14 protein-coding genes are annotated in these 14,921 nt (G+C 45.7%); 7 read left to right on the top strand and 7 right to left on the bottom strand.

Going from position 1 to position 14,921, the window contains the following annotated elements; genetic code table 11:
- Positions 1–68 precede the first annotated feature (68 nt).
- Complete coding sequence (locus QT996_RS05585; RefSeq protein ID WP_333045133.1) at positions 69–509, top strand: hypothetical protein; 441 nt, start codon at positions 69–71, stop codon at positions 507–509.
- A gap of 95 nt (positions 510–604) precedes the next feature.
- Here the strand turns inward: QT996_RS05585 and QT996_RS05580 are convergent, their stop codons facing one another.
- From QT996_RS05580 to QT996_RS05570, 3 genes are all read right to left on the bottom strand, one after another.
- A complete protein-coding gene (locus tag QT996_RS05580; RefSeq protein WP_333045132.1) occupies positions 605–841 on the bottom strand; it encodes a 2Fe-2S iron-sulfur cluster binding domain-containing protein in 237 nt (78 codons plus the stop codon).
- 61 nt (positions 842–902) lie between these two features.
- Positions 903–2,369, bottom strand: a complete 1,467-nt coding sequence (gene cobQ, locus QT996_RS05575; protein WP_333045130.1) for a cobyric acid synthase CobQ — start codon at positions 2,367–2,369, stop codon at positions 903–905.
- A gap of 214 nt (positions 2,370–2,583) precedes the next feature.
- Entirely contained in the window at positions 2,584–4,197 is a 1,614-nt protein-coding gene (locus QT996_RS05570; protein WP_333045128.1) for a Ycf66 family protein, read from the bottom strand.
- A 371-nt stretch (positions 4,198–4,568) separates the two neighbouring features.
- Here QT996_RS05570 and QT996_RS05565 point away from each other — a divergent pair, with 371 nt between their 5' ends.
- Together QT996_RS05565 and QT996_RS05560 are read left to right on the top strand one after the other, a co-directional pair.
- A complete protein-coding gene (locus QT996_RS05565) occupies positions 4,569–4,751 on the top strand; it encodes a hypothetical protein (protein WP_333045126.1) in 183 nt (60 codons plus the stop codon).
- Positions 4,752–5,270: 519 nt separating this feature from the next.
- A complete protein-coding gene (locus QT996_RS05560) occupies positions 5,271–5,708 on the top strand; it encodes a DUF6918 family protein (RefSeq protein WP_333045125.1) in 438 nt (145 codons plus the stop codon).
- A 120-nt stretch (positions 5,709–5,828) separates the two neighbouring features.
- On the opposite strand, the gene QT996_RS05555 is transcribed toward QT996_RS05560, so the two are convergent.
- The 3 genes from QT996_RS05555 to QT996_RS05545 all read right to left on the bottom strand — a co-directional run bounded on the left by QT996_RS05555 (position 5,829) and on the right by QT996_RS05545 (position 10,308).
- Positions 5,829–7,331 (bottom strand): HoxN/HupN/NixA family nickel/cobalt transporter, encoded by a 1,503-nt coding sequence (locus tag QT996_RS05555; RefSeq protein ID WP_333045124.1) that lies wholly within the window; start codon positions 7,329–7,331, stop codon positions 5,829–5,831.
- 261 nt (positions 7,332–7,592) lie between these two features.
- Positions 7,593–8,999: a tetratricopeptide repeat protein gene (locus QT996_RS05550; RefSeq protein ID WP_333045122.1), complete on the bottom strand. Its 1,407-nt coding sequence runs from the start codon at positions 8,997–8,999 to the stop codon at positions 7,593–7,595.
- A gap of 94 nt (positions 9,000–9,093) precedes the next feature.
- A complete protein-coding gene (locus tag QT996_RS05545) occupies positions 9,094–10,308 on the bottom strand; it encodes a DUF4331 domain-containing protein (RefSeq protein WP_333045121.1) in 1,215 nt (404 codons plus the stop codon).
- Positions 10,309–10,929: 621 nt separating this feature from the next.
- Here QT996_RS05545 and QT996_RS05540 point away from each other — a divergent pair.
- From QT996_RS05540 to QT996_RS05525, 4 genes are all read left to right on the top strand, one after another.
- Positions 10,930–11,496, top strand: a complete 567-nt coding sequence (locus QT996_RS05540; protein WP_333045120.1) for a sigma-70 family RNA polymerase sigma factor — start codon at positions 10,930–10,932, stop codon at positions 11,494–11,496.
- 152 nt (positions 11,497–11,648) lie between these two features.
- Positions 11,649–12,263 carry a cupin domain-containing protein gene (locus tag QT996_RS05535; protein ID WP_333045118.1) on the top strand — a complete coding sequence of 205 codons (615 nt, stop codon included), beginning with the start codon at positions 11,649–11,651 and terminating at the stop codon, positions 12,261–12,263.
- A gap of 192 nt (positions 12,264–12,455) precedes the next feature.
- On the top strand, positions 12,456–12,929 hold the full coding sequence (locus QT996_RS05530) for a DUF732 domain-containing protein (protein WP_333045116.1): 474 nt from the start codon (positions 12,456–12,458) through the stop codon (positions 12,927–12,929).
- Positions 12,930–13,128: 199 nt separating this feature from the next.
- The gene (locus QT996_RS05525) at positions 13,129–13,947 is read left to right on the top strand and encodes a hypothetical protein (protein ID WP_333045115.1); all 819 of its coding nucleotides are present in this window, start codon (positions 13,129–13,131) and stop codon (positions 13,945–13,947) included.
- 92 nt (positions 13,948–14,039) lie between these two features.
- Here QT996_RS05525 and QT996_RS05520 read toward each other — a convergent pair whose 3' ends face one another.
- Positions 14,040–14,627, bottom strand: a complete 588-nt coding sequence (locus tag QT996_RS05520; RefSeq protein WP_333045114.1) for an acireductone dioxygenase — start codon at positions 14,625–14,627, stop codon at positions 14,040–14,042.
- Positions 14,628–14,921: the final 294 nt, after the last annotated feature.

Raw genomic sequence — 14,921 nt, 5'->3', positions numbered from 1 at the left:
AATAGCATCTATAACTGGATGGGATTACATTTTGTCAGCCCTAGCTACTGTTGCATGATTTTTGAAAATTGGTATTAATTGAAGCTGCCAAAGAATTTGCTCGCTCCGCCGCCGTCGCCTCCCAAAAACCGCCGCATCCCGCCGCACAGTGGGAGCAAATAGCAGAATTGTGGCAGGAAGGTATTAACAGACTAAAATTGATTTCTGTCGATAACCCTGGGTATCTCGACGCTCAAACCAAACTCGCTCAATATCAAAAAAATTTAGGAATTACCCAGATTAGACTGCAAGCAGAAAAAGAGTCTACAACAGCTTTGCAAGCAGCTAAAAACTTGTTTGCCAACTTGCAAAATAATGTGAATTCTCAAAATCCCGGTTACTCCCTCAGCCAGTTGCAACAAATTATCAATCAATTAGAATCTGTGAAACCCGGGACAACTGTTTATCCCGAATCCCAAAAATGGCTGCAATCTGCTCGCAAGAAACAGCAAGAATGGCAAAAAAAATAGCTGTTGACGGTTGACGGTTGACTGTTGACTGTTAACTAATGACTAATGACTAATGCCAACAACCAACTGCCAACTGGCAACTGCTAAGTGACAAATTACCAAGTGGGGTCAACATACAGATTAATTGTCACTTGCTTTTTCCCGGAAGGGATGCCGGAAATACAAGCACAAATCGTATCTCCGCCATCAATTTCTACTTCGCAAGCGTGACAAGAACCCATGAGGCAGCCAGTAGGAATAGAAACCCCTGCACGTTTGGCTACATCTAATAAAAGCTCTCCCGGTTCAGCTTCAACGGTCACGTTATCGGGTAAAAAACACACTTTTGGCATTGAATGTGAACCTCAACTCTAATAAACAATAATCAACAGTCAACAGTCAACAGTTAACTAATTAACCTAAAATATGCTTGATATCTAAATGCTTTTCCACTGTATCTGCTAGAGAGTCTAACAGAGCTTCTCGGTGTTCTCGGTAATTAGGAATACCTGTAGGCAACGCGCGAAGTCCCCGCTGCTGCCGCAAGTGATTTAACCAAGCTCGGCGCCAAGCTCCGTTGTCAAATATGCCGTGCAGGTATGTACCCCAAATTGATTGAGAAGTATTGACAATTCCTAAACTAGCATCGTCAAATAGCGGTTGAGTCAAATCGGACTCTAGGATTTGCGTTTTTCCTTGATGAATTTCGTAACCGGAAACGGGCAAACCCGGTTGAGGATAGTTAGATGTTACGATGCGTTGGCGGGCAATTTTGTTCGGTGCCATCGCAGTTTTCAAAGGTAGCAATCCCAATCCTGGAAATTCTCCCTTTTCTCCCTCAATGCCTTCTCTATCGGTGATACTTTCTCCCAGCATCTGAAAGCCACCGCAAACTCCCATAACTGTACCGCCAGCTACTAAATAATTTTGAATAGCTTTGGCCATACCTGTTTGGCGCAGCACCTGCAAATCGGAAATTGTAGTTTTAGAGCCTGGTAAAATCACGGCATCTGGATGGCCTAAATGGTCTTTTGGGCTGACATATTTGACGGTGACGGAAGTTTCCGATTCTAAGGGGTCAAAGTCGGTAAAATTGGAAATTCGGGGCAGGCGGATGACTGAAATATTGATGTCGGTTTGAGAATTGGGAGAACGCCGATCGAGTAAATCGAGAGAATCTTCTGAGGGAAACACTTCGTCTATCCAAGGAATCACCCCAACTACCGGGATTCCCGTCCTTTCTTCTAGCCAAGTCAGGCCCGGATCTAAGATCGATTTTTGCCCTCGGAACTTATTAATAATGAATCCTTTAATTAAAGCTCGTTCGTCGGGATCTAGTAATTCCAAAGTACCGATAATGTGAGCAAAAGCACCGCCGCGATCGATATCAACTACTAGCAAAGTCCGAGCCTTTAAATATTTAGCTACCCGCATATTTGTTAAATCGCGGTGTTTGAGATTAATCTCAGCAGGGCTGCCGGCTCCCTCACACACAATCATGTCAAATTCTTGCTTGAGAAATTCTAAAGATTCCCGAATAGCTTGCCAGCCGATATCGAAATACTGTTCATAATATTGAGATGCTCGCACATTGGCGATCGCCCGGCCCTTCACAATCAATTGAGAAGTCATGTCTCCTTGTGGCTTGAGCAAAATCGGATTCATTTCTACCCAAGGTGCGACGCCCGCAGCCCAAGCTTGCACTGCTTGAGCGTAACCAATCTCTCCGCCGGCCGCTGTGACATAGGAATTCAGTGCCATATTCTGACCTTTAAACGGAGTTACCCGCCAGCCTCGCCGAGAAAAGATTCGACACAAAGCTGCCACGAGTAAAGATTTCCCTGCGTGAGATGTTGTTCCCACGACCATAATTGCTTTCATAATATTAAGGAAGAAGGAAGAGGGAAGAAGGAAGAAGGAAGAGGGAAGAGGGAAGAAGGCAGAAGTAAAAAGTAAGAGGGAAGAGGGAAGAAGAAAGAAGTAAAAAGTAAGAAGTAAAAAGTAAGAAGAAAGAAGTAAAAAGTAAGAAGTAAAAAGTAAGAAGGCAGAAGGCAGAATCAAAAAAAATTCTGGTTTCTACCTTTTGCTTTTTGGGTCAAGATGACGGGTTATCTTCGCCGGATACCTTCTCCGACTTGGATTCAGTGGCCGGTTTAGCAGTTTCGACTAGATTCGGATCGGGGTGATTCGGGGGACTCAATTCCGTTTGTTCTGCCTCAGAAGAGAGTTCTTCACCTGTAGATTCGATCGAGATCACTGATACTGAAACCGTTTCCACCTGCACGCTCAACCCAGGTTCTCCCGGTACTTCTATGTCTACAGGCGCTGCCATTTCCACCACAGTCATTTCCAGAGATACAGCAGGGGCTTCTGCTTCCGTTACGCCTGCTGCTGCTTCGGGTTCACCAACCGCAGCCAGCGGTGTCTGGGTTTCCAGAGACACAGCAGGGGCTTCTGCTTCTGGTACGCCTGCTGCTGCTTCCGGTTCGCCAACGGCAGCCAGAGGTGTCTGGATGTCAGCGGACGATCGATCTTCGATCGGAGTTTCCCCTATTTTGTCAAAACTCGCGATGTCTGCAGCCATCAACTCGGCCATTGCTTCAACATCGGTGGGAAACGGCACTCCCAGGCTTGTTTCAACAGCAGTGTTGCTGCTTTCGGCGGCCACTTCCGCAGCCGCCTCGGCTAATTCGGATTCGAGAATTTGGTCGATACCCGGTGCAGGAGTTGCCGTTATTTTAGATTCAGGTGCGATCGATTCTGGAGTCGCTGAAGGTTTTGGCGTCTGGGGAGTTGCATCAGACTTGTTTTTACCCGCACCGAGTCCCAACATACCGCCGAGACTATTTTTGAAATTGCCGAACAGACTTCCGAAACCGCCGGATTTTTTAGCTGGTTTAGGAGGAGTAGGGGCCGCCGCTGCCGCCGCTTGCGACTCTTTAACGGCTGTCCTCCATTCTGTTTCCTCGTCAAAATCATCTGCTTCTGGCTGCTGTGGAAGCTCTGGCTGAGCCTCTGCTGGCTCCACAATTGGTGCAACGGCAATTTCTGAAATTTCTAGAGGTAAAGGTAGAGGAGTGAAGCTGCTGGCTAATTCGGCTGGGGTTGGTGAAGTCTCAGCCGCAGGAGTTTCGACTGAAAACACTGGTATTTCTGCAATTGCAGGTGGTTTCGAGTCGGGAATTCTCCACTCAGGGGCGATCGCACTTTCAGTCATCGAAGCGATCGAACTTTGAGGAATACTTTCAGCTATGGGGGGAATCGTCGGCTGTTCCTCTAGCTTTACCTCGCCCTTATCCAGAGTGGGTGCTGAAACCACATCTGTTTTCGGTTTGGGCGATCGAACAAACTTAGGTTTTTTGGCTGCGGGTTCTTTTTTCTTGGCAAACAAGCCAGCAAACGGCACACCTGCAGCAGCCAAATTCGCCGACTGAGGAATCGGCGTTTGCTCAGCAACGGGCGTCAACTGCCGGCGCAAAGTCAGAGTTTCCCAGGCAAACCAGCCCAACATCGCCACGCCCGCCATTTGACCAAGCAGGAGAGCACCAGTAATTCGTCCCGCACAAGCCCATAAAATTAACGCATAAAAAAGCCCTACCCCGCTCCACGTAAAATCACTTTTACGGTGAACTTCTGGAAAAAAGAAGGCTGCCATGTAAATACTGAAGCTGCCTAGACCGACCGCCAACGCCAGAATGTATGCAAGCATATTGTCGGTACCTCCGCTGTGTCAAATAACTTCTACGCGCTAATTCTACCTTTGAGAGAGACTCAACGGCTTCTTTCTCTCGGATCATTCTCGATTTGTAGGGAAGTTTGGCAACGAACCAGTGTAAGGAATTTAACACGTTCAACGGATGTTGACGGTAGAAGTGCGAGGAAAGATTTCCCACTCTCCCCACTTCCCTAGGGCCCATCACCCCCTATCCCCACACCCCCTATCCCCATCACCCCCTTCTCAGTGGTGATAGATGTCACTTAAACTATGCCCGTGCGATCGCACCAAGCGACTGAGGATGTTTATATGTTGTAGGTGTAAGAGGAATTATGCCCTAGGGCGTATGTATTGGAGACAGTGCCATGTTAGAAAAACTATTGTTAGCTGCCGGCTTAACCTTATCGCTTCACATATTTCCCGGACTCAGCACTTCCGCGCCGTTACCGAAAAATTTGGTATTGCGATCGAGCGATCGCCCGGCTCAAACCCAGAAACTTCCCATCGTTGCAGTACCTGCGACCCTCACGCAGAACGTCCAATCCTAATGATACGTGCCAGATCATACGTGCAAGTGCGATCGAACTTAGGCAGAGTCTGTCTAATATTTTTTTCGAGCTCTTCTTTTTTCTATGTGACTGTTCACAACTCATCAGTTTGTAGTCAGGGCTTTAGTTCTCATTAATATCAGCTAATAAGGACTAAAGCCCTTACTACAAACCGTAGGCCAATAATTAGTAGTAGATAGAACATTAATTCCCATAAAATACTAAACAAATCTCAACATCAGGCTGTCTTATAGAGATATTCAAACCTTAAAAAACTTCGGAAACCTTGAGTAAAGGCTCAAAATAGATATATGATGTCAGATTGAGATCGAAGCTAATAATACCAATTTATTGTAAAGTTGCACATATCTCGATCCCCCTAAATCCCCCTTAAGAAGGGGGACTTTGATAAGAATCTTGTTCCCCCCTTATTAAGGGGGGCTAGGGGGGATCGGATTCTATGCAGCCGCATAAAAAATTGGTATAAGCACATTGACTATTAAATCAAGGAAAGTAAAAATGGGACTTAGTGATATTCTCTTGAATGAAAACCACAGAGAAACTTTTGTGGATGACTGTGTGAAGTTGATCGACCAACAAGTTGCGGCAGCGCCAGGATTGAGTGGTATGGCTCTTAAAGCTGCCTACTCTACTGTCAAGGGGATACGGGCTGACTATTGCGCCCAAGTCGTCGATCAACTTCTGCCAGAAATCTCGATCGCACTCGATCCGATGTGGACTGAAGCCGTAAACAATGGCAACCCAGTAGAATATCTCGCCCAAAGAAAAGGTGAAGTAGCAGACGAATTGCTCCAGATAAGTGACAAAAGGGTCGAGAAAAGCACCAGATCGATGGTTAAAGGCGCCTATGCCAAACTCCGCCCCTCAGCTAAGACTTACGTGGAAAAGGGAGTACCGGATTTAGCCGAAATTATTAATAAATATAGTGCGGCCTGATAAGTGAGCAACGGCTAAAAAACACAATACCCAGATACCCGGCTTGTTCAAAAAATCGGGTATCTAAAATCCGACTTATTCGTAAGTTTGTAGTTAGGAGAGAGATTCCTAATTTTATGCTTATCCATTGCCAATTACCCATTGATTTGCAGCCAATATTTTCAACATCGCTTGTCCGGTAATTCCCAACCCCAAAAACATTACAAACATCGCACTAATCGCCGGCATAAATTTGACTGCTGTGATCTGTTTGGGCAGTTTATCAAAATTCCGTTTGGCATAAACTAAGATTAATCCGATCGCACTCAGCACTAAAGCCAATCCCAAACTAAACGCTACCACTAGCGTCATCCCCAAACCAATATTGCCCAAAGCAGACGCGCTCAGCAACATTACCAAAGCGGAAGGACAAGGCAACAAACCCCCGGAAATTCCCAACGCTAATAAGCTTTTCCAAGTAATAGGATCACCGTCAGCACCGGGCGGCAAATGTGAGTGAATCCGGCCGTCTCCGTGATGGTGGTAGTGGTGAGATATATCGGGTTTTACAGGCTTAAATTCTCGCTCCCAACTTCCTCTACTCAAAAGGTTTACTGGCTCTTCACATTCCGCAGTAAAGACTTTACTCCTTAAAAACCAGTTTTTATTAAAAATTTTAGTTTTAATTTTTTTGAGAACTTCAGTCCGCACTACCAACCTAGTCTTAATTTTTGATAAGAGTAAGTTAAACCCGATTAAGGCTACTAATAAACCTGAGATTAAACTGAGCCAAGGATCTAATTTGTCGGGAGCGATTAAGTTAGAAGCAAACAAAGTAATTCCGCCCACAGCAAACACGCCGGCAGTGTGAGTAATTGTAGTCGTCGCTGCTAAAAACAAAGCGTGTAGGGGAGTCGCCCGCGAACCTACTAAATAAGCGCCTACTATTGTTTTTCCGTGTCCGGGGGACATCGAGTGCACGCATCCCCAAGCAAATGCTCCGGCTACTGCTAGCAGCAAACTCCAACCTGAATCCCAGATAGATTCATTTCCTACTAACAAAAACTCCCGGTTTTGCGTCGTAAACATAAAGCTTTTTACAGCACCGGCTTGCACAATAGTAGCTTGACAGGTAGCTGTTACCACTCCGGGCAAAAACAGATTGTAATTAATCCGCAATTGGTCGTGTTTTGATATGGGAATTGAATCAGGTAAACCGCGGGTTTTATCTTGAGGAGGTGCGGGCAAGGTGTAGTCTAAAATTAAGGTGCTGTGGGTATTTGGCTGCTGGATTAAGCTGGCGGTTTTAGCTGCTATTTCTAGCGGGTGTACTGTTAGGGAGCCTTGAATCTTGCTACTGTTGGTGATGCGAATTTGTTGGCTGAAAAATTTTTCTAGCTGTGTTTGGTGGCTGCGAACTTCAGCAGGTTGTAGCTGGCCGTCTCGATTGTCGTCGGCGAAGCTTGTTAAGCCAGTTGGGAAAGTTAATGTTACTTCGGTTTGCAAATCGTTGACTACTATTTCTGCTACGGATAAGTCTGACCAGTGCGAGTAAACGGGTCTGGTTGAGGTTGTTAATAAGAAGGAAATTGTCAGAAAAAATAGGATAAATGATTTTGAAATTCGGTTCAGTTTGTACGGCATAAATACATTTTTTTCGGTATTTTGTTTGGTGGTTTGTGATTTTTTAGGCGCGCGATATTTTCGTAAGTCCCACAGTCCGCCGGGGATTGAAATCCCCGTCTCATAGCGAAACTCGGTTGAAACCGACTGAATAGCTAATCAAATTCAACAATTGGGGATTTCAGTCCTATGCAAGACAAGTTAAACTTTGAGGCAGGGGTTTCAACCCCAGGCGGATTGACGGAGTGCCGAACTTGGCCGAGTTGCAGCTATTAGCTAATCTCAAAATTCATAGCTTCCCAAGCCCAATGCTTGGCGAGCTCGATCGTCAAAACTCGGGTCAATTTCCTTGGACTTTTGAAAATAAGCGCGAGATTCGGTATCTTTACCTAAAGTCCGGGCGATCGCACCAGCCCGGTAAAACATCCCCGCATCCCGAATCCCCGATCGCACTATTTCGGCCATCACTAGATCGGCCTTTTGCCATTCCCCAGCGGCGGAAAGCGCCCAGGCTAAAGTATCCAGCGTGACAGCATCCCGCCGAATTTTCACCTCATCCTGCATTAACGCCAGCGCTTCGGCGACATCCTGCGATCGACCTTTTTCCAGCAGCAAACTCGCCAAATCGCGCCGATGCCCGAAACCGCGAGCTCCAGAAACCTGTTCCTGTCGCAACCCCGCCTCTGCTTTGTCGCGCAGTCGCCGGGATTCGATCGCATCTCCCTCGAACTCTTTAACTCTCGCCATACCGCGATCGACAATGCGATCGAACACAGTCGCAACCCCGCCCGAATACGCAGAAACCTTGCTGTAATAGCCTTCTGCCTCCCGATAATTACCCTGCCGCGTCTCCAAATCCGCCAAATAAATCAGCGCTAGCGGGTATCGCGGAAGCAACCGCAGCGCCTCCAAAAACAGCGCTTTCGCCTGCACAAACTGCCCACGACGCGCGTAAAATCGGCCCAAGAGCGATCGGGCCCGCGCCGAACCCGCTACCTCTCCCGGTTCCTCCGCCACCATTGCTTGCTGGTAATCCTGCAAAACCTCAGCATCTCGGCCCTGAGACTCTCTCACTAAAGCTCTCAAAGTGAGAGAACCCAAGTTAGGAATCCGCTTAACTAAAACTTCTGCGGCTGCATTTGCCTCGCTCACTTTACCCATCGCTAAGTGAGATGTAACTGAAAGGGCGATCGCATCTTCATTATCAGAACCCACCTGTTTAGCCAAGCGCAAAGCAGTAGCAAAATCGTGTCTGGCCTCGGCAATTCGAGCTAAAACTAACAGCGCACCTTTGTTGTCAAAAGGTAAATCGGCGATCGACCTTTCAGCCGCCTGTTCTGCCAATAAAAACCAACCTCCCTCCCCAGTAGCGCGAGCCATTTTCAAATAACATCCCGCCAGTGCCGCCCGATTCAAACCGCTGCGGGAATCTACAGCCAATCGCTGCTGGTAAAAAGCAATCTCTTGCTGAATAGCTTCCTTTTGATTAGGATTATTTCTTAAGGTTTCCGAGAAATTATAGCGGTAATTAGCATCGAGATTTTCGGGGCTTCTGTTAGAAATTTTATCGGCAATAAAACGCCAATTAGGAAATAAATTTACTACTCCCATCCCAACTAAAGGAACCACTATCAGCAGCCACCACCAGAAAATATCCGATTTTATTTCATGCTTAGTTTTAGTTTTCATACATCCGCGTTAATCAGCGTTCATCTGCGGTTAAAAAAGTATTTTACATCTGTCATTAGTCAATAAACCATAACTAATGACAGATGACTAATGACTAATTAGGCAAAGCCAAATAAGGAAAATTCGGTTCTAAAGGTTTGTGTCCCTGAGCCGGATTTCCCGGAGTTCCGTTATATGAAACGTTATCGCCAACCGGAGAACCCACCAAAGCTCCCAGAGTGATATCAATAACGTCGTCCATCAGCATACGACCTCCGATCAAACTTCCTTGAGAATTTGTAGCGCTAGCGTAGCCACTGGTTTTTGTGGTATCGATCCGCATAACATCGGGCAAGAAAGCTCCGGCGATCGCATTTGGATCGACATTATCCTTGCCATCCAAAAGATCCACAGCATTCAGAGTAGCAACAGCTTCCTGCCGCACCGGAGCAGCAGCAGCGCTCAAATCCAATCTCGGAGGAATATTATTAAATGCCTCCAGATAAGCGGGAGAAACTATCAAACCCTCATTAATTGCAGGTCTCGCCAAACGCTCGAATTGTTTGAAACCGCCAGCTCCATCCCGGATCGAAACAGTTGACCAAACATCAAAAGTATTCGCCCCAGTTCCTGCTTGCAAAAATGCTTTCGGAACGCGCACAGCAATTGTATTGACGTTGTAACCTTTTGTAAAGTCGATCGCTTGATTCGGTTGCTTGAAACCTACTTTCGGCCCCGTTCCCAAAGCTCCAGCGCGGACTCGGAAAAATTGTTCCACATCAAAGAAAAACGGGTCTTCCCGCAAACCTGCAAATACAGTCAAGTTAGAACCGCCCACAGGTACTGTATTCAAAACAGCATTAGAATTCAACGGAGTTGTGGCAATTAGCCCGCCATTAACTGTAGTCTTAGTAGTTGTCTCCGAGCCGCCGCGAACAACAGTTACAGCTACCGCTTGCATACCTTGATTGTTAGGCGGACTGAAGGCAAACCGCAAGATAATATCGGCGCGTCCAGTCGGGGTAGAATTCACGTCACCCACCTGCGTGATGTGAAATTGGTAGAGGGCTGTAGTGCTGAAATAATATTGATAGCGGGCTACAGACCGGGGATTTGAATTCATTGTAAAGACTAAATCCCCGTCCGCAGCACTGGAGTTTTGGTCTTTTTCTCGATATACGTAGAGGTCGGTTAAGTTGACAGCGCGACCTTTGATATCGACTTCGCCGTCGTCGTGGTCGGAAGCGGCAATTATCCCGGGAGTTAATACAACAATTAGAGCTACTTCAATAGCTAGTATGGTTCGGCGAATTTTTTTTGTGAGCTTCACTCTTAGCACCTTTATTTCAATGATATTTTTGCACAAATCAATGGTAAATAACCTGCATTCGCGGGTTTTACTTTTGTAGCAACAGGTTAAAATCTGTCAACCTGTCGGGCTTTTGCGCTGTTGCTGAGCCTTCTCCTATTGGTGGTATACGAAGGTTTGACAATTTTGGATCTGTGCTGCCAGATTAATTTATGTAAAAAAGTGCGTTATTGAGGATTTATTCGTTCCCGGAGTATTCTTGGGAATGCCTGCTCAAAGACAGAGCCTGCCTCGATCTAGTGGAGCCAGAGCCTTGCTTATATGAATTTCCCGGCTCTTCTTGGGAGCGAGCGAACAGAGCTTAGGAACGAGTGCAGGGCGCAATTTTGACTGTTCAGGCTCAGGGATTTCTTGGTTCTGCATAAAGCGGATTGCTAAGTCTCAAAAAAATCACTAATTAAGTGGTAAAATTCAAGCTGACTTGGGATTTTTACAATTCAAAGCACGAGAAAATGAGCCCTAAAAGGCCTATTCTAGCTGGTACCCCCAACTTTAAACTTACAATTATGTTCTGTAGGGATATACGCCGAATTTTTAATTTTGGATCTGTGCAGTCAAAACAAAAATTTTCGGTACACTGAAATGACAGGCCAGAAGTCAGGCGATGAATCGCTGCTTTTAGTGCAGATTGCCCGGAAAGACCAAACGGCATTAGCTAAACTTTACGATCGCTACGGTCGTCCAAGTTACGCTCTCGCTTACAAAATTCTGGGTTCGGTAGAAGAAGCTGAAGAAGTGGTACTCGATGTTTTTTCCCAAATTTGGCAAAAAGCAGCAACTTACGATCCTTCTCGCAGTCGAGCAGATACCTGGTTGTTCATGCTTACCCGCAGTCGTTCCCTCGATCGGCTGCGAGCAGTACAGCGAAGAGTCCGGGCTGCTGAAGCTTGTCTGGAAGAGGCTAAAGTACCCATCTCTAGTGTTGCAGAACCGATGGAAGATGCAATGTTTAAAGAACGCCGCGAACAAGTCAAAGCGGCCTTAGAAAAGCTGCCAAAGGAACAGCAACAGGCGATCGAACTAGCCTACTACCAAGGGCTGACTTGCGCGGCGATCGCGGCTAAAACGGGTATCCCGACAGGTACAATCAAAACCCGAATTCGGTTGGGTATTTCCAAATTGCGTCAAGCTTTGAGCGAACAATTTTAGATGGTCAAAAAACACAATTTAAGTTGTTTAACATCACTCTAAAATTATGGCATCTCCAATCATCCATCTTGAGTGCGAGGGCCGCAGACAAATTTAAAGTTTAAAATCAACCTAGGCTGAATTACTTAATTAATGGCGGAAAACAGATGGAAATGATGCCAGACGAGGAGTCTATCATCCTTGCAGCCCTTCAAGCTCTCGATACCCTCGACGAGTCAGAACGCGGCGCATTTGCAGAGAGATTGAAAGAGTTCGCAGAACTTAAAGGTGAATTAGCGGCTTTTGAAGCCACAATTGCCGCTATCGCCTACACAGTCCCCCCAATTCCAGTCGCCCCCAACCTCAAAAACCGCCTGTTACAGCGCATAGCCGAACTGCCGCCAACCCCGACAGAATCAGTCAATTTAAAGCCCATTGTTACCTCCCCAACAGAAAACAATACTCCATCTTTAATCGTGCGATCGCACGATGTCAAATGGAAATCTTATGGAGTTCCGGGAGTTTCGTTCGGCAAGCTTTACATTGACAAAAAAAAGCGCGAAATTACCTGCTTGATTCGATTAGAAGCGGGAGTAACATTTCCCATGCACCGACACGCTGCCTCGGAGGAAGTGCTTGTATTAGAAGGAGACTTAATTGTAGAAGGGGAAATTTGCCATCAAGGCGATTACATTCGATCGGTTCCAGGTTCCACACATTCGCCCCTCACACAAGGGGGATGTTTGCTGTTAATGAAAACTTCCATAGACAACGAAATGCTCGTCTGATATTATGTCGATTGAATAGCCTACAGCTTGGAGGGCGGGTTTATGTAGATATTTTTAGTTATAATTATAGATTGTTGGTGAAACCCGCCCCTACAATTATTTGGGTTAATTTACCGGAGACGCTCTGACTCAAAAACACCGCTTTTATCCGCATTCGGCGGTTAAAAATCCCAACTATATCACGTAATTCCAATGCTAAAATACTCGCGTCTAACTGCTGTTTTGTCCGTTATTATTATACAATTGGTTCCCAGCGACAAAAGCGCGATCGCCCAAGAACGCGAAGGATGTTTTCTGGTCAATTCAGCGGGAGAAGTAATTAACTTAAATTTGTTGTGTTCGCCTCAAGAATTCGACATTAAGCTGACAGGAAACGATGGTAAATTTCTCGAAGACTACAAACGCTTAGCAAAAAGCTACTCTCCCGAAGCCACGGATAATTTACTGCAAGCAATCCAAAGGGCACCTGGTCAAAAAATTGCGGCTGCTAAAAGAATGTGTGCGGAAGCAAAATCTGGACTTTCTCTGCCGGAATTTAAATTAAGAGCGATCGGGCAAGCTGCCAGTATCGAAAATCCAACTGTCAAAGAAAGTTTTCTCGCGGATGCCGATATTATTACCACCCTTGCCGCCCACCATTATTGCCCGGAATTAGCCAGTAAGTAATATCATGAAATTTGTATGGAGACGGTAAGACAGCATCTCTGTTTTGATTTTACAGGAGTGTAAGGGAGACGTTCGCACTCCTAAAAAACGCTTTTTACAAAACTGAGATTCTCGTACGTTAAGGCGGCGTTTTTACTTGCAGTTAAAATATGAATTGTCATTTTGTCGGGCAACAATCCATGAAATTACCGCACATGAGATGAAACATTTAAAATCAAGTTCCGCCGACTTGCGGGATTTATTCAAAGACAGCATTACAGTTAAATATCTCGCGGAACCGCTGAAAGCTGTCCCCGCTTGCGATGATGCAGCCAAACTGCGATCGTGGATGGAGGCCCGCGATTTTGACGTGATCGGGATCGAAGAAAACGGCACGGTTTGTGGCTATGTAGAACGATCGCACTTAATGACAGGCAAGTGCAGCGACTACCAGCAAATTTTTCACCCCTCACAATTAATCGCCGCCGCCACTCCTTTAATGGAATTGCTGCCGCTGCTGCGAGAAAAACCGAGATTATTTGTATTAGAAAGCAACAGGATCAACGGTATTGTTACTTGCGGCGATTTGCAAAAAGCACCGGTGCGGATGCTGCTGTTTGGATTGGTGACGCTTCTCGAAATGAATTTATTGCGGATCGTGCGGATTTACTTTCCCCAAGATTCTTGGCAACAGTGGCTTAAGGGCGATCGCATCTTAGCGGCAAAACACCTTTGGGAATTGGGGCGATCGCGAAATGAAGCAATTGACTTAATCGATTACCTGCAATTCTGCGACAAGCGAGATTTAATCCTGACTTCTGCTGAAATAGTCGATCGGCTGGGGCTCAAATCCAAACGCTACGGAGAGCGTTTTTTAAAGTCAGCAGAAGCATTGAGAAACAAATTAGCTCACGCTCAAGATTTAATTAACGGTTCTTCTTGGCCCGAAGTCATTTTTTTAGCCCAGGAAATAGAAGCGCTTTTGCAGCGGTGCGAAGAAATTGAAATGGCTGCACCTAATAAAGGAGAGAGCATTTAATCCTCGTCTTTTAGAGAGAGACTTTGTTTCTAGAGTCGCCCTTTCACTTGCCTATTTTGATAGAGGAAGGTGCGCCGAAGCGCACCCTAAATTTAGTTTTTAATTTTTAGTTTCCTGTTAGTATACTGAGGAACCCAGCCTTGAGCAGTGGTGTAATACTGCAAGGCTTTCAAGTACAGGGACGGAGTGAGATAAAACCAATGTTCGGTATTGGCCGGCACTTTAATGTATTCTTCAGCTTGCAGCATTAATTGTACCTGAGAGCCGTTAGAATACACAAACCCAAAAACGCATTCCCCAGCTAAAAGGTGAAGAACTTCTGCATCTGTGTGGGTGTGAGTGCGATCGCTTTGAGTCATCAGCGCGTAAATCTGCTGCGAACCGGGATGCAGCACTTTTAAGTCGCACCACTGATATCCGCTGGCGCGCTTAAACTGTTCAAACTCGCTATTAAATGCTGCGAGAATCTGCTGTTTTTCGGTTACATTGAGAATGTCTTGAACGAGCAGTTCTTGAAACGCCGGATTTTCGTTTGTGGGCAGGGAATCGATCTCAATATTTAAAACTGCCAGTTGACTCGCGATCGCCCGGATATCCGTATATGTTCTACCGTCTTCTAGTTGCAGAACAGCCATATTACCACCTAATGTGTTGAGCTTTGAGGGAAATTTAGTTTCCATTTTTAAGCTGCTGTTTTAAGCTTTCGTCAAAAACTAAACTTCGGATTTTTTTTAATAATAGCCGATCGCTAAAATCCTCTATCTGCCTTCATAATCATCAAAGAATTACCACACATGAGATGATTTGTTGAGTTATTTAAGTTTTATTTCTAATTCTCAGAGTCTGGCTGGGAATGCAGATCCATAGGCTGTGGCTATTTTTTAGGGTTCAATGTTTAAACGGGCGATCGGTAAAACACCGCCTACACCATGAAAAGACAGAAACACAGGCTCAATCTATAAAATTCCGGTCAG

Source organism: Microcoleus sp. S13C4, assembly GCF_036700865.1.
In the GTDB taxonomy this organism is placed as follows: domain Bacteria; phylum Cyanobacteriota; class Cyanobacteriia; order Cyanobacteriales; family Microcoleaceae; genus Microcoleus.
The sequence above is the reverse complement of the archived record's forward strand: the minus strand, read 5'-3'. Positions and strand labels throughout refer to the sequence as shown.

Excerpts from the sequence above, each read along its gene's own strand:
- QT996_RS05525 (WP_333045115.1), top strand. The coding sequence starts at position 13,129 with ATGAAACATTTAAAATCAAGTTCCGCCGACTTGCGGGATTTATTCAAA.
- QT996_RS05535 (WP_333045118.1), top strand. The coding sequence starts at position 11,649 with ATGATGCCAGACGAGGAGTCTATCATCCTTGCAGCCCTTCAAGCTCTC.
- QT996_RS05555 (WP_333045124.1), bottom strand. The coding sequence starts at position 7,331 with ATGCCGTACAAACTGAACCGAATTTCAAAATCATTTATCCTATTTTTT.
- QT996_RS05530 (WP_333045116.1), top strand. The coding sequence starts at position 12,456 with ATGCTAAAATACTCGCGTCTAACTGCTGTTTTGTCCGTTATTATTATA.
- QT996_RS05540 (WP_333045120.1), top strand. The coding sequence starts at position 10,930 with ATGACAGGCCAGAAGTCAGGCGATGAATCGCTGCTTTTAGTGCAGATT.
- QT996_RS05580 (WP_333045132.1), bottom strand. The coding sequence starts at position 841 with ATGCCAAAAGTGTGTTTTTTACCCGATAACGTGACCGTTGAAGCTGAA.
- cobQ (WP_333045130.1), bottom strand. The coding sequence starts at position 2,369 with ATGAAAGCAATTATGGTCGTGGGAACAACATCTCACGCAGGGAAATCT.
- QT996_RS05570 (WP_333045128.1), bottom strand. The coding sequence starts at position 4,197 with ATGCTTGCATACATTCTGGCGTTGGCGGTCGGTCTAGGCAGCTTCAGT.
- QT996_RS05560 (WP_333045125.1), top strand. The coding sequence starts at position 5,271 with ATGGGACTTAGTGATATTCTCTTGAATGAAAACCACAGAGAAACTTTT.
- QT996_RS05520 (WP_333045114.1), bottom strand. The coding sequence starts at position 14,627 with ATGGAAACTAAATTTCCCTCAAAGCTCAACACATTAGGTGGTAATATG.
- QT996_RS05550 (WP_333045122.1), bottom strand. The coding sequence starts at position 8,999 with ATGAAAACTAAAACTAAGCATGAAATAAAATCGGATATTTTCTGGTGG.
- QT996_RS05565 (WP_333045126.1), top strand. The coding sequence starts at position 4,569 with ATGTTAGAAAAACTATTGTTAGCTGCCGGCTTAACCTTATCGCTTCAC.